The organism is Saccharothrix isguenensis (assembly GCF_052936305.1).
This window is the reverse complement of record NZ_CP193626.1, coordinates 5413422-5431293: the sequence shown is the minus strand read 5'-3', so window position 1 is coordinate 5431293 and position 17872 is coordinate 5413422. Positions and strand designations below refer to the sequence as shown.

16 protein-coding genes are annotated in these 17872 nt (G+C 69.1%); 10 read left to right on the top strand and 6 right to left on the bottom strand.

The features are described from left to right. Positions 1 to 250: 250 nt before the first annotated feature. Positions 251 to 2344 (bottom strand): cellulase family glycosylhydrolase, encoded by a 2094-nt coding sequence (locus ACRAKI_RS23955; RefSeq protein WP_447002757.1) that lies wholly within the window; start codon positions 2342 to 2344, stop codon positions 251 to 253. Between the two features lie 421 nt (positions 2345 to 2765). Here ACRAKI_RS23955 and ACRAKI_RS23950 point away from each other — a divergent pair, with 421 nt between their 5' ends. Continuing rightward, positions 2766 to 3875: an ABC transporter substrate-binding protein gene (locus ACRAKI_RS23950; RefSeq protein WP_447002756.1), complete on the top strand. Its 1110-nt coding sequence runs from the start codon at positions 2766 to 2768 to the stop codon at positions 3873 to 3875. Here the strand turns inward: ACRAKI_RS23950 and ACRAKI_RS23945 are convergent. Continuing rightward, positions 3872 to 4339: an allene oxide cyclase barrel-like domain-containing protein gene (locus tag ACRAKI_RS23945; RefSeq protein ID WP_447002755.1), complete on the bottom strand. Its 468-nt coding sequence runs from the start codon at positions 4337 to 4339 to the stop codon at positions 3872 to 3874. The genes ACRAKI_RS23950 and ACRAKI_RS23945 overlap by 4 nt on opposite strands. 241 nt (positions 4340 to 4580) lie before the next feature. Here ACRAKI_RS23945 and ACRAKI_RS23940 point away from each other — a divergent pair, with 241 nt between their 5' ends. From ACRAKI_RS23940 to ACRAKI_RS23930, 3 genes are all read left to right on the top strand, one after another. Continuing rightward, the gene (locus tag ACRAKI_RS23940; protein ID WP_447002754.1) at positions 4581 to 5300 is read left to right on the top strand and encodes an SDR family NAD(P)-dependent oxidoreductase; all 720 of its coding nucleotides are present in this window, start codon (positions 4581 to 4583) and stop codon (positions 5298 to 5300) included. Positions 5301 to 5526: 226 nt separating this feature from the next. Beyond that, positions 5527 to 6102, top strand: coding sequence for an LOG family protein (locus tag ACRAKI_RS23935; RefSeq protein WP_447002753.1), 576 nt, complete (start codon positions 5527 to 5529; stop codon positions 6100 to 6102). 63 nt (positions 6103 to 6165) lie between these two features. Next, positions 6166 to 7527: a serine hydrolase domain-containing protein gene (locus tag ACRAKI_RS23930; protein ID WP_447002752.1), complete on the top strand. Its 1362-nt coding sequence runs from the start codon at positions 6166 to 6168 to the stop codon at positions 7525 to 7527. Here the strand turns inward: ACRAKI_RS23930 and ACRAKI_RS23925 are convergent. The 4 genes from ACRAKI_RS23925 to ACRAKI_RS23910 all read right to left on the bottom strand — a co-directional run bounded on the left by ACRAKI_RS23925 (position 7511) and on the right by ACRAKI_RS23910 (position 9376). Then, entirely contained in the window at positions 7511 to 8164 is a 654-nt protein-coding gene (locus tag ACRAKI_RS23925) for a pentapeptide repeat-containing protein (protein ID WP_447002751.1), read from the bottom strand. The genes ACRAKI_RS23930 and ACRAKI_RS23925 overlap by 17 nt on opposite strands. A gap of 79 nt (positions 8165 to 8243) precedes the next feature. Further along, positions 8244 to 8456: a hypothetical protein gene (locus ACRAKI_RS23920; RefSeq protein ID WP_447002750.1), complete on the bottom strand. Its 213-nt coding sequence runs from the start codon at positions 8454 to 8456 to the stop codon at positions 8244 to 8246. A 99-nt stretch (positions 8457 to 8555) separates the two neighbouring features. Continuing rightward, positions 8556 to 9023, bottom strand: a complete 468-nt coding sequence (locus ACRAKI_RS23915) for a hypothetical protein (RefSeq protein ID WP_447002749.1) — start codon at positions 9021 to 9023, stop codon at positions 8556 to 8558. Positions 9024 to 9082: 59 nt separating this feature from the next. After that, positions 9083 to 9376 carry a hypothetical protein gene (locus ACRAKI_RS23910; RefSeq protein WP_447002748.1) on the bottom strand — a complete coding sequence of 98 codons (294 nt, stop codon included), beginning with the start codon at positions 9374 to 9376 and terminating at the stop codon, positions 9083 to 9085. A gap of 100 nt (positions 9377 to 9476) precedes the next feature. Between ACRAKI_RS23910 and ACRAKI_RS23905 the strand changes: the two genes are divergently transcribed. The 6 genes from ACRAKI_RS23905 to ACRAKI_RS23880 all read left to right on the top strand — a co-directional run bounded on the left by ACRAKI_RS23905 (position 9477) and on the right by ACRAKI_RS23880 (position 17795). Continuing rightward, positions 9477 to 10328: a helix-turn-helix domain-containing protein gene (locus ACRAKI_RS23905; protein ID WP_447002747.1), complete on the top strand. Its 852-nt coding sequence runs from the start codon at positions 9477 to 9479 to the stop codon at positions 10326 to 10328. Between the two features lie 3 nt (positions 10329 to 10331). Next, the gene (locus tag ACRAKI_RS23900; RefSeq protein WP_447002746.1) at positions 10332 to 10526 is read left to right on the top strand and encodes a DUF397 domain-containing protein; all 195 of its coding nucleotides are present in this window, start codon (positions 10332 to 10334) and stop codon (positions 10524 to 10526) included. Between the two features lie 369 nt (positions 10527 to 10895). Further along, entirely contained in the window at positions 10896 to 12716 is a 1821-nt protein-coding gene (gene htpG, locus ACRAKI_RS23895) for a molecular chaperone HtpG (RefSeq protein ID WP_447008493.1), read from the top strand. A gap of 342 nt (positions 12717 to 13058) precedes the next feature. Continuing rightward, on the top strand, positions 13059 to 14114 hold the full coding sequence (locus tag ACRAKI_RS23890; RefSeq protein WP_447002745.1) for a LacI family DNA-binding transcriptional regulator: 1056 nt from the start codon (positions 13059 to 13061) through the stop codon (positions 14112 to 14114). A gap of 542 nt (positions 14115 to 14656) precedes the next feature. Beyond that, positions 14657 to 16051 (top strand): endo-1,4-beta-xylanase, encoded by a 1395-nt coding sequence (locus ACRAKI_RS23885; RefSeq protein WP_447002744.1) that lies wholly within the window; start codon positions 14657 to 14659, stop codon positions 16049 to 16051. A 325-nt stretch (positions 16052 to 16376) separates the two neighbouring features. Further along, positions 16377 to 17795 (top strand): cellulase family glycosylhydrolase, encoded by a 1419-nt coding sequence (locus ACRAKI_RS23880; RefSeq protein ID WP_447002743.1) that lies wholly within the window; start codon positions 16377 to 16379, stop codon positions 17793 to 17795. The last annotated feature ends 77 nt before the right edge of the window (positions 17796 to 17872 follow it).

Genomic DNA, 17872 nt, shown 5'->3' with positions numbered 1-17872 from the left:
GATTGGAATAGTGCACGCAGCATAGCGGCGGTGGTAACCGCCACCGGAGTGCTCGAATTCATGTCAGCTTTGTGTCCCGAAGTTGTCCACCGGCGCACTTCCGGTCAGGTTCACCCGAATCGCCGAATGGCCGTCGACCCGATAAATGCGGTCTCGCCGGGTTTCCCGCGACGAAAAGGCCGGCGGCCCGGAGCAGTGCGCTCCGGGCCGCCGGCTTCCGGCAGGGCAGTTCAGATCGGTGCGGTTCGGATCAGGTCAGGCCGCCGGTGACCGACGTGCCGGACTTGGTCACGTAGTAGGTCACCTTCGCGCCGCTCCAGTAGTGGAACGTGAGCGTCACCTTCGCCCCGTCCGTCACGTCGGCGAAGAACGCCGGCTTCAGGACGGTCGCGTTGGCGGTGTAGTCCGGCGCGAACGCCTGGTCGAACTCCTTGTAGGACGTCCAGTTGTGCGGCCCGGCGTTGCTGCCGTCCGCGTACTTCGCCTCCATCGTGGCCAACTGGTCACCGCGGAACGACGTCGGGATCGAGAACGCCGCCGTCGTCCCGGTCGCGTTCTGCAGCACCGGCGTGTCGTACGTGACGAGGTTGATCCGCCACGGCACGCCCGCCGAGAACCGGGCCGACAGCGTCGCGTTCGTCCCGTACGCCCGCGAGCCGCTCAACCGGGTGATCGCGGCGGCCGTGATCGTCAGCTGGTCGCCCGAGACCGTGTAGTCCGTGCCGCGCACCAGGTCGGTGGTCCCGTGGCGCAGACCCACGAACGAGGTGCCGTTCAGGTTGAGCGTCAGCGACTTGTTCGTGATCGCCGACGAGCGGGCGCTGAACACCTGGTCCGACGACGCCGTGCCCGACCGCGTCGTCCAGCTCGACTTGATCTGCGCGAACAGCTCCGGGTCGCTCCACTGGAACGACGTGCGGCCGAAGTGCTGGCCGTTGTCCCACAACTGGGTGGTGAGCTGCTTGCTGCGGGCGTAGTGGCCGAAGAACTCGAAGAACTTCAGCTTCTCGCCCTGCTGGATGGTGCCGGTGTGCCGGTCGAAGCCCAGCAGGCCGTACTCGCCGATGATGACCGGGATGCCCCGCGCGACGAACGCGGCGTGCACGCGGTCGAACGAGTCGGTCAGGTCCTTCTGCACGGTGGCGTCGAAACGCGTGCCGCCCGCGACGTTCACGCTGAACGGCCAGTAGCCGTAGAAGTGCACGGTCGCGATGAGGTTCGGGTCGTTGAGCGAGTTGAAGGTGGCGACCAGCTCGTCCACCCGGGCCTGCTCGGACGACGTGTGCAGGGTCGGCAGGACCAGCAGCCGGCTCGCGTTGTTGCCGCCGGACCGCCGCACGATGCTGTGGAACGACGTGTTCAGCTCGTGCAGCAGCTGCGCGTTCTGCGCGTCGCCGGAGCTGTTGCTGAACTGCGGCTCGTTGACGCTCTCCATGATCAGCTTGGTCGACGAGTCGCGGAACGCGGTCGCCAGCTGCGTCCACAGGGAGTTGTAGCGGGCCAGCACGGTCGTGCGGTCGGTCGGCATGGTGTTGATCCACTGCCACGAGTCGTGGTGGACGTTGATCATCACGTAGAAGCCGTCCGCCAGCGCCCAGCCGACCACTTCCTTCACCCGGTTCAGGTACGCCGCGTCGACGGTGTAGCCGGGGGCCGGTCCCTGGTGCGCGCTCCACGTCACCGGGATGCGGATGCTCTTGAAGCCCTGCGCGCGGACGTTGTCGAGCAGCGCCTCGGTGATCCGGGGGTTGCCCCACGCGGTCTCGTCGCTGCCGACGGCGTCCAGCGAGTTGCCGAGGTTCCAGCCGGGCTGCATCGCGGCGACCTGGGCCATCGCGTCGCCGACCGGCGGGTTGCCGGTCGTCGTCGTGGTGGTCGTCGTGGTCGTGGTGCTGGTGGTGGTGGTCGTGCCACCGGTGCACGTGACGCCGTTGAGCGCGAACGAGGTCGGAGCCGGGTTCGAACCCGTCCACGAGCCGTTGAAGCCGAACGACACCGTGCTGTTGGTGCCGATGGTCGGGTTGTAGCTGACGTTCGTCGCGGTGACCTGCGCGCCCGACGCGGTGACCGACGCGTTCCACGCCTGGGTCACCTGCTGGCCGGCCGGGAAGGTCCACGTGAGCCGCCACCCGTTGACCGGGTCACCCAGGTTGGTGATGTTCACGTTGCCGCTGAAGCCGCCCTGCCACTGGCTGGGGACCGAGTAGGCCACCTTGCAGCCCGCCGCCGCCTGGGCGTCGGTCACCGCGACCAGCCCCACGCTCGCGAGCAGCGACACCATTCCGGTCGCCAGCAGGCCAACCCGCCAACGAATTCTTCTCAGCTTGCCGCGCATATCGGCCATGACGCTCCTCGTAATCGCATGCGGCAGCGGGAAGGGTGGGAACCGAACGCGCGCCGAGGGCGGAACCGACCGCAGTGGGAATCCAGCCGCGCCGGTCGCCGCCCGGCGCACCCGCACGCCACGACCGTCCGACCGGGCGCAACGGCGTGTTCCAGCGCTGCCTCGCCATGATGTTGGCGGTAACAGATGGGTGACGCAAGGGTTTCGACGGGAATCGACTGGCAACGGCGTTCGGCGATGCCGACTCCGGGTATCGCGTCGATGTGTTCGACGGAAATCCGGCCGGCTATTCGACGCGGTGAATCGAATGTGTTCGATGATCAGCCACGTGGACCTGATTGTTCGGCGCACGGCGAAATGCGACCGGTTTCGGCCTTGGGATCGCCCGATCGTGGACGGGGCGCGTCGGTACGTTGCGGCCGTGCCGCGTCCCGGGATCGGAGTCGTCCTCGCGACGACCGGAAGGCTGGCGCCGCTCGGCGCGCCGCTGGAGTTCGTCGCCCGTGCCCTGCCCTGGCCTGCCGACGTGGTCCTGCGGGACAGCGGGTCGACGCCGGAGGGCGCCCGTGCCGCGACCCGGTCGCTGGTCGAGGCCGGTGTGCGGGTGGTGGTGACGTTGGGCGGCACGACGACGTTGCCGGCGGTGGTGGACGCCTGCGCGGAGCACGAGGTGCCGTGCGTGTCGACGACGTTGCCGTGGCAGGTGTTCGCCGCCGCCCGGTCCCGATCCGGACGGCCGGATCCGGGCCGGCCTGATTCGGGCCAGTCGAGCTCGGGCCGGTCGGGTCCGGGCTGGGCGTTCCACTTCTGCTGGGGGCTGGACGACATCGCGTCCGTGTTCGCCGACCTGTGGGAGCACGTCGGTCCGGCGCGGACGGTCGGCTGCGTGTGGAACGACGGGCCGCAGGGGAGCGCGCTGCGGCGGTGGTTCCGGCCTGTCGCAGTCGCGCGCGGGCACCGGCTGGTCGACCTGCCGTACCGGGAGTCGAGCGGCGTGGTGCCCGACGTCGGCGACGTGGAGGTGGTGACCAGCGCCGCGACCGCCGCCGACCTGGCCGCCGTGGTGCGCGCCCGGCAGCCCCGGCTGGTGACCTGCTCGCGGTGGCTGACCTACCCGTTCGGCGTGGCCCGGCACGGCTTGGACAGGGTGGCGACGATCGTGTCGTGGACGCCGGAGCACGAGCACGTCGGCGGGAACGGCCGCACGCCACGGGACCTCGCGCGGGCGTACGAGGAGGCGACCGGATCGCCCTGGCTGCAACCGCTCGGGCTCGCGCACGCGTTGTTCGAGGTCGCGGCGCACGCGGTCGAGGCGGCCGGGACGACCGCGTCGGTGGCCGAGGTGCTGTCGACCACGCGGTTGGCGACGATGGCCGGCGTGCTCGACTGGACCCGCGGGCCCGCGCCCGGCGTGACGACGATCCCGTTGGCGGGCGGGCAGTGGCGGGGCGGCCCGCGACCGTCGCTGGCGGTCGTGGACAACCGCCGCTCACCGCTCGTCCCGCTGTCCGGTGAACTGGAGATCCGCTAGTCGACCAGGGTGAAGACGAACCTGTAGCCCACGTCCGCCGAGTTCGACCGCGTCGCCTTGGCCTCACCCCGGGCGGCGGCGTACGCGCCGGTGCCGCCCACGATCGCCATGGGGGTGTCGGTGAAGCCCATCGCGATGGACTTGTACCTGCGCATGCTGGAGAGGTGGATCTCCCCGTCCGGCAGCCGGAACGTCGACGTGCAGTGCGCGATCACCGCCGGCGGCACGTCGACCGAGACCGCCACCACGCCGCAGTGCGAAAAGCCTTCGCCGACGCGGGTGGCGCCGTCCGGGGTGAAGAGATCGCCGCCGGTGACGAACCCGCCGCCGACCGCCGGCACCGCGGGGGCGGACATGAGCGCCCGCTTCGACACGACCTCCACCGTCGCGTCGGCGGAGCGGACCTGGTCGGCGCCCAGAAGACCGCCTACGAGCGCGAGAACCAGCCATGGGTGGACCTGCACGACGAACACCTCCGGAGCATGGGAACGCACTTCCCGTCCGGACGCTAGTGCGGCAATCGCGCGGTGAGCGCGTCAATTCCACCTTCGACTGAAAAGGAACATTCGGACGTGGTACGACCTTTCACCCGGCCGCGCACGGTCCTCCCGCACCGCCGCCGTGATCACAAATGTGAACAATCACGGGAATTATTGGGCCGACGAGTGGATCGCCCCGGTCGAATCGCGCTGATAAGACCATGGCATGACGAGAACAGCGGTTGTGACCGGTGGCGGCACGGGTATCGGCAAGGCGGTGGCGGCCGGGTTGGTGAAGCACGGTCTGGACGTCGTGGTGACCGGTCGGCGGGCGGACGTGCTCGCCGCCGCCGCGGCGGAGATCGGCGCACGGGCGGTGGTGTTCGACGCGGCCGACCCGGCGCAGGTGCAGGCGGCGCTGGCGGAGTTGCCGGACCGGGTGGACGTGCTGGTGAACAACGCCGGCGGCAACACGGCCCGCCGCCGTCCCGCGCCGGACGGGTTGGCGGACGTGCGCGACCTGTGGCTGGCCAACTTCGAGTCGAACGTGCTCAGCGCCGTGCTGGTGACCACCGCCCTGGAACCGCGGCTGGCCGACGACGCGCGGGTCGTCACGATCGGCTCCATCGCGGCCCGGCGTGGTTCGGGCAGCTACGGGGCGGCCAAGGCGGCGATCGAGGCGTGGACCGCGGACCTGGCGTTCGGGTTGGGCGGTCGCGGCATCACGGTCAACGTGGTGTCTCCGGGCGTCACCGAGGAGACCGAGTTCTTCGGCGGCACGCTGTCCGAGGAGCGGCGCAAGAAGCTGGTCGGCCGGCCCGCCAACGGCCGCACCGGCAGGCCCTCCGACGTGGCGGCGACGGTGACGTTCCTGACCTCGCCGGAAGCGGGTCACATCACCGGCCAGGTCATCGGCGTCAACGGAGGCGCGGGCCTGGGCCGGTGACCGTTCCCGGCCGGCTTCCCCGCTGCTCCGCAGCCGTCGTCCTACCTCCGCAGCCGTCGTCCTACCGCCGCCGTCGTTCTGCCATCCCGCTACGGTGAGCACGGGGGGCCGAGCGCCACACCACATCTTTTTCGGCAACAAATCCGGGGATTCCATTCATGCCCGGACTTGGCTCCACCTTCGGGTGATCTCGGCCGTCCGGCCGCAGCCATCCTACCGTGGGCGCATGAAGGTGTGCGTGTTCTGCGGTTCATCCGGCGGCCGGGTGCGGCACGTCGAGTTCGCCGGGCTGGTCGGCCGCACGTTGGCCGAACGCGGCATCGACGTGGTCTACGGGGGCGGTCGGGTCGGGACGATGGGCGCGTTGGCCGACGGCGCGCTGGCGGCGGGCGGGTCGGTGATCGGCGTGATCCCGCGCAGCCTGGTCGAGTGGGAGGTGGCGCACGAAGGCCTCACCGAGCTGCACGTGGTCGAGTCGATGCACGAGCGCAAGGCGTTGATGGCGAGATTGGCCGACGCGTTCATCACGCTCCCCGGCGGCGCGGGCACGTTGGAGGAGATGTTCGAGGTCTGGACGTGGGCGCAGCTGGGCCTGCACGCCAAGCCGGTCGGACTGCTGGACGCCGACGGCTATTTCGCGCACCTGCTGAAGATGATCGACCACATGGTGGAGGAGGGGTTCCTCAAGCCGCCGTACCGGCAGATGCTGCTGGTGGACCACGACCTGGACCGGCTGCTCGCGCGCTGCCGCGACTACCGTCCGCCCGACTACACCTGGTCGGAGGAAAGCGCCCTCCCGTAGATCACGAAGTCGGTTAACGTGTTGGTACGACGACGTTTTGGTGCCATCCGGGGGGAGCAGGCGATGGACATCGGACACTGGGAGAGCCGGCTGGCGGAGCTGTGCGCGGAGCACCGGGTCCCCGGGGCCTCGCTGGCGGTCCTGGTCGACGGCGAGATCCACGAGTGCGCGACCGGCGTGCTGCACGTCGGCACGGGTGTCGAGGCGACCACGGACTCGCTGTTCCAGATCGGCTCGATCACCAAGCTGTACACCGCGACCCTGATCATGCAGCTGGTCGCCGAGGGCAGTCTCGACCTGGACGCGCCGGTCGTCACGGTGCTGCCGGGTTTCGCGGTCGCCGACCCGGTGGCCACCAAAACCGTCACGACCCGGCAGCTGCTCTCGCACACCAGCGGCATCGACGGCGACTTCTTCCACGACACCGGGCGCGGCGACGACTGCTTGGCCGTGTACGTGGCGGCGTGCGCGGGGCTCGGCCAGAACCACCCGCCGGGTGCCACGATGTCCTACTGCAACAGCGGTTTCACCATCCTGGGCCGGATCGTGGAGGTGCTCACCGGTCAGCTCTGGGACGTGGCGCTGAGGGAACGCGTCCTCACCCCGTTGGGCGCGCACAGCACGATGACGCTGCCCGAGGAGGCGCTGAGGTTCCGCGCGGCGCTGGGCCACCTCGGTGAACCCGGTGAAGACCCGGTGCCCGCGCCCGTGTGGAGCCTGGCCCGGTCCGCCGGCCCGGCCGGGACCATCACGGCGACCGCCGCCGACGTCGTCCGGTTCGCCCGGATGCACATGGACGGCGGCCGTGCGCCGGACGGCACCGTGGTCCTGCCCCGCGAACAGGTCATCGCGATGCGGGAACCGCAGGTGTCACCGCCGTTCAAGCGCGCTCTCCCGGCGGACTGGGGTCTCGGCTGGATCCTCTACGACTGGCCGGGCGGTCGCGTCATCGGCCACGACGGCGCGACGATCGGCCAGAAGGCGGTCCTGCGGGTGGTGCCGGACGCCGGGGTGGCGGTGGCGCTGCTCGCGAACGGCGGCGTCTCCGGCAAGGTCTACTCCCGCTTGTTCACCGAGTTGCTGACCGAGTGCGCCGGGGTCGCGGTGCCGCGTTTCGCGCCGCCCGCCGAGCCGCCCGCGGTGGACATCGCCCGGTACGTCGGCTGCTACCCGCGTGAGGGCTTCACGGTGGCGGTGACCGAGCGGGACGGGGTGCTGCACCTGCGCGGTGTGAACGACGGTGAGCTGGCGGCGGTCAGCACGCCGCTCGACATGGACCTGGTGCCGGTGGAGGAAGGGCTTTTCGCGGCACGGCGCAACGAGCACGACCCGTGGACGCCCGTGGTCTTCTACGACCTGCCGGACGGGTCGCCGTACCTGCACTTCGAGATGCGTGCCGCGCCGAAGGTCAGTCCTTCACCGTGATGCCGAGCGTGTGGGCGAGCACCGGGGCGAGGTCCAGCGCCTGCGTGAAGGTGATCGTCGCGCCCCTGAGCGAGTCGAAACCGTTGCGGATGCCCAGTTCGGCGGCTTCGCGCAGGTCGACTTCCTTGAGCTTGGCCTGGTCGAACCGGTTGTCTTCGAGCGTGGATCCGGGGAACGAGACGTTCGTCAGGTCCGCTCCGGTGAAGTCGACGTCGCGCAGGATGCTGTTCACGAACGTGACATCGCGCAGCGTCGCGCCGCGGAGGTTGATCGAGACCAGCTTGCAGCCGAAGAACGCCACCCGGCTCAGCGAGGACTCGAACATCGCCACCCCGGCGAACGCGCTGTTCACGATCTCGGCGTCGAGCCACCCGGTCTCGGCCAGGTCGGTGCCGATGACCTGGACCCCGTGCAGCCACACGTCGTTGAACCGGGCCCGCCGCAGTGATCCTTCGGTGAAGCGGACGGTGGACAGCGCCGACTCGCTGAACCTCGCGTTGCCCGCCGTCTGGTCCGGGAACTCCCGGTCGGTGAACCGGACGACGTTGTAGTCGCCGTGGGGTTCGAGGTGCTCCTCGTCGTGGTCCTCCAGGTAGGAGGCGAAGGGCAGGTCCGCCAGCGCGCGAGGTTCCGGCATGCGGTGGATCGTAGTAGGGCGATCGCATGAGCCGCGCCCTCTGGCGAGCACGCACACCTTGATCCCGGGTTCGCGGCCTTCATGCGGTTGGTGATGGCCCGCGCCACGGTCGCGTACCGCCGGAGTTCACCGCCCGGTCGCTGCCGCCGCCCTGGTGTAGCCACCACTCTTTGCCGATCAGCCAGTGCTCCACCTTGTCACCGTGGGCCAGCACGAGGTGGCGGGCCTGATCGGCCAGGGCACCGAGGTTGGCGGTGGCCGGGTTCTCGACGTAGGGCGCGGTGCGCATCACGAACGCCGGTTTCGCGCGGCGTCCTTCGCCTGGGTCGCGTTCACGCCGGGCACGGCGGGGGAGTGCTGCCGGCCGGGGTGCGATCCCGGGTGCGGCCCGTCACGCCGGGAGCAGCGCCGGCGCGTCCGGCGGTGTCGCACCCGCCGCACCAGCCGCCCGGAACGCCGCCGCCCTGGCCTCCTCCGCCGCGTCGTCGGCCACGGTCATCGCCGCGTAAGCCGCGTGGGTGGCCGCTTGTGCTCGTTCCGCCGCTTCGGCCGCGCGCCTGGCGGCCCGGTTCGCCAGGTCGGCCTGCTCCGTGGCCCCGGCTCGCTCGGCGGCCTCGGCGTGCTGCCGCGCCAGTGCTGCGGCCGTCCGCGCCTGCGCCCCGGCGTGGTAGGCGTCGTTCAGCACGTTCTCCGCCGCGTCGACCATCGCCATGTCGCCCAGCGCCGCCTCGGCCTGGCTCCGCAGGGCGCGCACGTGGGTCTCGCCCAGGACGATCTCGATGCTGTCGCCGATCGTCAGGAACGCCGTCGTCTCCAGGCTCCCCCGCAAGGTGATCGACACCTCGTCGTGCAGTCGCATGCCCACACTCGTCACGATCTGATCGCCGATCCGGTTCACTGGTCGGTTCCTCTCTCGGTTCATCCTGCTGACCTGTCACGCGTTCTCGGCGTCGTGTGGCCGCCGGGGGTCATCACGGCCACGTCGGCGGTCCGCATCATGAGCGTCTGCCCGGTGAAGTCGATCAGGACCGGGAACGTCGACGCCTTCCAGCAGCCCTCGTACGGCTGGACCGTGCCGGTTCGTCCGTCGCCCATCGCCACGCGCGTCGTCGGCCTGGGTCGGCCGCCGTTGCCCGTCTCGTGGGTCGCCCACCAGTCCGCCGGATCTGATTCGACACCCGGTCGGGTGCTCACCTGCTCACGCCTTTCCATCGCTTCAACACTCCGCCAATATTGACGGAACGCTGAAAGAAGGTCCAGTACACCGATAGGCGGACTATTGGAATACGGTCTGTAGCCATGGAGGTAATTCGTGGACGAGCTTGAAGGCGTCAGCGCAACGCTTGCAGCAAGGCGTCTTGGCCTGAAACTGCGTGAATTGCGGGGCCGGATCGACACACTGCGCGTCACCGACGTCGCCAAGGCCGCAGGCCTGAGTCAGCCAACGTGGAGCCAGGTCGAGACCGGTGTGGCCGTGCCGTCTGCCGACCATTTGTTGGTCGCGGCGCAGAAACTGGAGGCGACGGAAGCCGAGGTTTCCACGCTGATGGCGTTGCGCGAACGCGCTAAGCGAAAGGAGTGGTGGCACGAGTACGACGACATCGCGTCACCGGCGTTGCAGAAGCTGATCGGCTACGAGTCGTCCGCTTCCGAGATCCAGACATGTTCGAGTGGCTGGGTGCCGGGCTTGCTCCAGACCGCCGACTGGGCACGGGCTGCCATCGACCTGCCCGGTGCCAAGACCCGACCGGAGAACTTCGACCGGGCCGTGGAACTGCGGATGCGACGGCAGCGCTTGTTGGACAACCCGCAGGTCCACTTCCACGCCATCTGCGGCGAAGAGGCCGTCCGGTACCGGGTTGGCGGGTGGGACGTCCAGTCCGCACAGCTGCTGCACCTGCTGGAGGTGAGCACTGCCCCGAACATCACCTTCCAGATCGTGCCGTTCAGCGCCGGACTGTACGTGGGACACTCGTCGCCGTATTCCCTGTTGGAGTTCGGAGTCGACGACCCGCCGATGTTTCGGCAGGAGCACGCGGACGCGACGTTGAGCGACAGCCCTGCCGACGTGCGCAGGTGGAAGTACGTCTTCGGCGAGACGGTGAAGATCGCGCTGTCCGTCGAGGACAGCCGGCGACTCGTTGAGTCGATCTTGAAGGAGTAGAGGATGGAAGCTGTGCTGGTCACGTCGACCTGGCGGAAGTCGTCCCGTTCGATGCCGGATGACAACTGTGTCGAAGTCGCCCGACCTGCCGCAGCGCGGGACCGGGTCGGGCTGCGGGACTCGAAGAATCCGGGTGGTGGGCACTTGGCCGTCTCCGCCGCCGCGTTCACGGCGTTCCTGAACCACGTCGTGCGCTGATCGCACCGGCGGTCCGATCACAGCGGTGCCCCGATCGCAGCGGTGCCCCGGCCACAGGTGGCCGGGGCACCGCCATGTCGGAGGTTCAGCGCAGGGAGCCACAGGTCGGCGATCCGCACGTCGTCCGCCGACACCCCGGGGGACCACGGGAGGTGCGGGGTGCGCGGGTACGACGTGCGCATGACCCCTCCCGCCCCCTCGGCTCGGGGGAACCCTAGAGATCAGGACCACGCCCGGACGACCGGTTTTCGACCCGGTGCCACGTCGGCCGGAGAATGGATACGATCACGGGTCGACGACGGCAGCACAGAAAGGACGAACGTGGAAACGCTCGAGTTCCAGTCGGAGGCGCGCCAGCTGCTCCGACTGATGATCCACTCGGTCTACTCGAACAAGGACACGTTCCTGCGCGAACTGGTGTCCAACGCCTCGGACGCGTTGGACAAGCTGAGGCTGGAGACGTTCCGCGACAAGGACCTGGTCGCGGACACCTCGGACCTCCACGTCGCCATCGAGGTCGACCGGGAGGCGCGCACGCTCACCGTCCGGGACAACGGCATCGGCATGACGCGCGAGGACGTGGTCGGGCTGATCGGCACGATCGCCAAGTCCGGCACGGCCGAGTTCCTGGACAAGCTGCGCGAGACGAAGGACGCCGCCGCGTCGCAGGACCTGATCGGGCAGTTCGGCATCGGCTTCTACTCGTCGTTCATGGTCGCCGACAAGGTCACGCTCGTGACGAAGCACCCGCGCTCGGCGGAGGGCGTGCGGTGGGAGTCCGGCGGTGAGGGCACCTACACGATCGAGAACGTCGCCGACGTGCCGCAGGGCACCTCGGTGACGCTGCACCTCAAGCCCGTGGACACCGAGGACCACCTCCCCGACTACACGTCCACCGCGAAGATCAAGGAAGTCGTCAAGCGGTACGCGGACTTCATCACGTGGCCGATCCGGATGGCGACCGAGGACGGCGCCGAGCCCACCACGATCAACTCCCGCAAGGCGCTGTGGGCGCGTCCGGCCGCGGACGTCACGGAGGACGAGTACGCCGAGTTCTACCGGCACGTCAGCCACGACTGGAACAAGCCGCTGGAAACCATCCGCATGCACGGCGAGGGGGTGTTCGAGTACCAGGCGCTGCTGTTCATCCCGTCCCAGGCGCCGCTCGACCTCTTCATGCGGGAGCGCAAGCGCGGCGTGCAGCTCTACGTCAAGCGGGTCTTCATCATGGAGAACTGCGAAGAGCTGATGCCGGAGTACCTCCGGTTCGTGAAGGGCGTCGTGGACGCGCACGACCTGTCGCTGAACGTGTCGCGGGAGATCCTCCAGCACGACCGGCAGATCCAGAGCGTGCGCCGGCGGCTGGTGAAGAAGGTGCTGTCGACCGTCAAGTCCCTGATGGCGGACAAGCCCGAGTCGTACGAGACGTTCTGGCGGGAGTTCGGCGCGGCGGTCAAGGAAGGCCTGCTCAGCGACACCGAGAACCAGGACGCCATCCTCGACATCGCGTCGTTCGCCTCGACCCACGACGCCGAGCGGCCGACCACGCTGGCGCAGTACGTCGAGCGGATGAAGGACGACCAGCAGCACGTCTACTACATGACGGGTGACTCGCGGGCCACCGTGGAGAACTCGCCGCACCTGGAAGCGCTGCGCGCCAAGGGCTTCGAGGTGCTGATCCTCACCGACCCGATCGACGAGATGTGGGTCGACGCGGTGCCCGGGTACAAGGGCAAGGCGTTCCAGTCGATCGCCAAGGGACAGGTCGACCTGGAGACGGAGGAGGAGAAGGCGCAGGCGGAGGAGCGGCAGAAGGACTTCGCCGACTTCCTGACGTGGATGACGACCACGCTCGCCGACCAGGTCAAGGAGGTGCGCCTGTCCTCACGCCTCACCACCTCGCCCGCGTGCGTCGTCGGCGACGCCCACGACCTGACCCCGACCCTGGAGAAGATGTACCGGGCGATGGGCCAGGAACTGCCGCCGGTGAAGCGCATCCTGGAGCTCAACCCCGGCCACGCACTGGTCAGCCGGCTGCACAAGGCGTTCGCGGAATCCGACGACCACACCGCGTTGGCCGAATCGGCCGAATTGCTGCACGGCATGGCCCTGCTCGCCGAGGGCGGCGACCTCCCCGACCCGTCCCGCTTCGTCAAGCTCCTGTCCGACCACCTCGAACGCGCCCTCTGACCGCTGCCACCGCTCTCGGTGAAGCTCCCGGCCGGGCGCTTCACCGGGAGCGGCAGCTGAAGGCCGAGCCGCCCCGGACGTTGACAGCTATGACCCGGTGCTGTGGCTGGGCGAACTGCCCGGCCACTCCGCCGTCACGTCCTCACCGTGCCCGCGGAGATCCGCTTCGACGACGACACCGGCCGCCTGTGCACCGGAAAGAGGCGGCGGTCCGGTCGGCAAGAACCGAGGTCAGCGCCCGGTCACCGGCGTCGCGAGGGACGTTTGCGTAAACATCGCGCGCTATAGTGGCAGCGCGGTGCCGTGGCGTCAAGGCTCGGCGCGCGAGAGGAGCAGTCGAGCGTGAGCCTGACCAGATCGGCGGCCGAGGGGCCGACGGACCCGCCCGGACGACCCGCTCGTCGGGTGTCGATGGCGGACGTGGCCCGCCGTGCCGGCGTGTCGGCGCAGACCGTCTCGCGGGTGTCCAACGGCCACCCCAGCGTGGTCGGCTCGACCCGGGAACAGGTGCTGGCGGCCATGCGGGAGCTGGGCTACCGCCCCAACAGCGCGGCTCGCGCGTTGAAGTACGGCCAGTTCCGGACGATCGGCGTCATCCTGTTCACGCTGTCGTCCGTCGGCAACAGCCGGACCCTCGAAGCGATCGTCGACCAGGCCGCCGAAGAGGGCTACGCGATCACGCTGATCCCGGTCGCCGTGCCCACCCGGGACGGCGTGCTCGGCGCGTTCACCCGGCTCGGTGAGCTGGCGGTGGACGCGGTGATCGTGATCATGGAGATCCACCTGCTGGACGCCGCCACGGTCAACCTCCCGGCCGGCGTGCCGGTCGTCGTCGTGGACTCCGACGCCGACGACCGCTACACCGTCGTGGACACCGACCAGGTGGACGGCGCCCGCCAGGCCGTCCGACACCTGCTCGACCTGGGCCACCACACGGTCTGGCACGTGGCGGGGCCGGCGGAGTCGTTCGCGTCCGAGCGCCGTGCGTCGGCCTGGCGGACGGAACTCGAAACGTCCGGCCGACCCGTCCCGCCGCTCTCGCGCGGCGACTGGTCCGCCGAGTCCGGGTACCGCGCCGGTCTGGTGCTGGCCGACGAACCCGACTGCACGGCCGTGTTCGCGGCCAACGACCAGATGGCGTTGGGGCTGCTGCGCGCGTTCCACGAGAAGGGCAAGGTCGTGCCGGTGGACGTCAGCGTCGTCGGCTTCGACGACATCCCCGACTCCGGCTCCTTCGTCCCGCCGCTGACCACCGTGCACCAGGACTTCACCGAGGTCGGTCGCCGGTGCGTCGAGCGCGTCCTGCGCCAGGTGCGCAGTGAACCCGTGGAACCCGGCACGAGCCTCGTCCGCACCCGTTTGGTCCTGCGGAGCAGTACTTCGACACCGCCGAATTGACCCGGAAGACCTACTCCGACTGGGCGATCGGGTCCTGAGCCGCACCTCCGTGCGGTAATTCGGCAGAAGAGTTGCGAAGTTACTTTCGAATTGTTTCGAACTTTGTGCGGTGCCCCTCGGGTGGTTCTGCCCGCGTCGCGCGGTTGGGCTGAAAGTCGCACGTCAGGCCACTCAGCAGGGGTTTCGCTCCGACCGTGACGTCCGGGTCGATCGATCCAGACCTGGTCGACAGGCCGGCGAGAAGCGCACTGGCGGCACTCAGGCCTACGTGAGTCCGCAAGATGAGGCTGGATCGGTGCTTGCCAGACCTATCTGTTTCGGTCAATACTTCTAAAAGTTTCAGACCCCTACGTGGTCGTCGGCCGATCCGAACGACCTCACCTGCCCAACCGGCCGGCAACCGTTGGCGGGGAAGGAATCCGTGGCACCGGACCTCCTCCGCGATGTGCGTCGGTCCGGACCGCCCCGCCCGGTGGCCCGGATCGCCCATTCACCCACCCCACCTGCCGCTCAACCGCAGGTGCTCTCAGAAGGTGCGAAACATGAAGCTGACATCGAGGTCAGTGTCACGGGTAGCGCTCGTGTCGACGTTGGTGACCGCCACGGCGGGGGCCGCGGTGCTCTTGGCGTCGACCGCCAGCGCCGGGACCACACTCGGGGCCTCGGCGGCCGAGACCGGTCGTTACTTCGGGACGGCGGTCGCGGCGAACAAGCTGGGTGACTCCACCTACGTGGGCATCCTCAACCGTGAGTTCAAGATGGTCACGGCCGAGAACGAGATGAAGATCGACGCGTTGGAGCCGTCGCAGGGTCAGTTCACGTACACGAACGCGGATCGGATCGTGAACCACGCGCGTGCGCAGGGGATGCAGGTGCGCGGGCACACGTTGGCGTGGCACTCGCAGCAGCCGGGCTGGATGCAGAACATGTCGGGCACGGCGTTGCGCAACGCGATGCTGAACCACGTGACGCAGGTGGCGACGTACTACCGGGGCAAGATCCATTCGTGGGACGTGGTGAACGAGGCGTTCCAGGACGGCTCGTCGGGCGCTCGGCGTGACTCGAACCTCCAGCGCACCGGCAACGACTGGATCGAGGCGGCGTTCCGGGCGGCGCGGGCGGCGGATCCGGGTGCGAAGCTCTGCTACAACGACTACAACACCGACGACTGGACGCACGCGAAGACGCAGGCGGTGTACCGGTTGGTGCAGGACTTCAAGCAGCGTGGTGTGCCGATCGACTGCGTGGGGTTGCAGTCGCACTTCAACAGCCAGAGCCCGGTGCCGGCCAACTACCAGACCACGTTGCAGAACTTCGCCAACCTGGGTGTGGACGTGCAGATCACCGAGTTGGACATCGAGGGCTCGGGCAGCGCGCAGGCGCAGAACTACGAGCGTGTCGTGAAGGCCTGCCTCGCGGTGGCGCGTTGCACCGGCATCACGGTGTGGGGCATCCGGGACAGCGACTCGTGGCGCGCCTCGGGCACGCCGCTGCTGTTCGACAGCTCGGGCAACAAGAAGCCCGCCTACACCTCCACCCTCAACGCCCTCAACAGCGGCAGCACGTCGACTCCCACGTCCACCTCGACGTCCACCTCGACGACGACCACGACGACGACCACCACCACGACCTCGAACCCCGGTACGGGTGGCTGCACCGCTTCGGTGTCGCTGAACTCCTGGAACGGCGGCTTCGTCGCCACGGTGAAGGTCACCGCCGGATCGTCGGCGCTCAACGGGTGGACGGTCGGCATGACCCTGCCGTCCGGCGCCACGGTGACCAACGGGTGGAGCGCCGACCGCAGCGGTAACAGCGGCGCCATCCAGTTCAAGAACGTGAGCTACAACGGCAACGTCCCGGCCGGCATGTCGACCGAGTTCGGCTTCCAGGGCACGGGATCCGGCGCGGGTATGTCGCCGACCTGCTCGGCAGGCTGATCGAACGCCTGGCGCGGGGGTGCTCCCAGCCCTCGCGCCAGGCACTTCGGCACCCTGGGATCCGCACCGGGGTGCCGCTGACGCGGCGTGGTCGCCACCGGGATTCCCCGGCCCGGCCCTGAGAACGGGCGTTAGCCGGGTTCCAGTCCATGGACGTGGTCCCGGGATCCGTCCGGGGCTCGGAGCGCAGGTGTGGCCGTCCGGCGGGGGAAGCCACGCCGGTCCACCGCGAGTCGGCACCCTGTACTTGAGCACGTTTCCGGGTGTACCGTCCCGCCGTGTCTGGGAGCGCTCCCAGACGTTTGTCCAGATGAGGAGGGGCTCAGTGAAGCGCTCCACCGCCGCTATTGCGGCTTGCGCGGTGGTCCTGGGTGGTGCGGCGACAGTCCTGCCGCACGCCATGGCCGCCGCCCAGGGTTGTCGGGTCGACTACGCCGTCGCCAGCCAGTGGCAGGGCGGGTTCCAGGGGTCCGTGAAGATCACGAACCTCGGTGACACGGTCAGCGGCTGGTCGCTCGGCGTGGCGTTCACCGCCGGGCAGCGGGTCACCCAGGGCTGGAACGCCACCTGGACCCAGTCCGGCTCCACGGCCACCGCCACCAACGTCGACTGGAACCGGACGCTCGGCACCGGCGCGTCGACGGACCTCGGCTTCGTCGCCTCGTGGTCCGGCAGCAACCCGGCGCCCACGTCGTTCACGCTGAACGGCGTCGCCTGCACCGGGTCGATCTCGACGACGTCGACCACGTCCACCACGACCACGTCCACCACCACGACCACGACGACCTCGAACCCGCCGGTCGGTCGCACCCCGGTCGCGATCAACGGTCAGCTCCGCGTCTGCGGCGTCAACCTGTGCAACCAGTACAACCGGCCGATCCAGCTGCGCGGCATGAGCACCCACGGCATCCAGTGGTTCGCCAAGTGCTACAACAACGCGTCCCTCGACGCGCTGGCCACGGACTGGAACGCCGACCTGTTCCGGATCGCGATGTACGTGCAGGAACAGGGTTACGAGACCAACCCGAGCGGCTTCACCAACCAGGTGAACAGCCTGGTCGACATGGCCGAGGCGCGCGGGATGTACGCGGTCATCGACTTCCACACCCTCACGCCGGGCGACCCGAACTACAACCTGGAGCGGGCCAAGACCTTCTTCCGCTCGGTCGCGACGCGCAACTCGGCGAAGAACAACGTGATCTACGAGATCGCGAACGAGCCCAACGGCGTGAGCTGGGCGTCGATCAAGAGCTACGCCGAGCAGGTCATCCCGGTGATCCGCGCGGCCGACCCCGACGCCGTCATCCTCGTCGGCACGCGTGCGTGGTCGTCGCTGGGCGTCTCCGAGGGCTCGAACGAGACCGAGGTCATCAACAACCCGGTCAACGCGACGAACATCATGTACACGTTCCACTTCTACGCCGCCTCGCACCACGACAACTACCGGGCGACGGTGAGCCGGGCCGCGTCCCGCCTGCCGTTGTTCGTCAGCGAGTTCGGCACGGTGAGCGCCACCGGCGCCGGCGCGTTCGACCGGGCCAGCAGCACGGCCTGGATGGACCTGCTGGACCGGCTGAAGATCAGCTACGCGAACTGGACGTTCTCGGACCACAGCGAGAGCAGCGCGGCGCTCCGGGCGGGCACGTGCAACGGCAGCACCTACACCGGTAGCGGCGTTCTGACGGAGTCGGGCGCGTTCATCAAGAGCCGGATCAACACCCCGGACAACTTCCCGACCAGCTGATCGCGCCACCCGATCGAACCGCACTGATCGCTCCACAATGGACCGGGGCTCCGCTCGCACGGCGGGGCCCCGGTTCT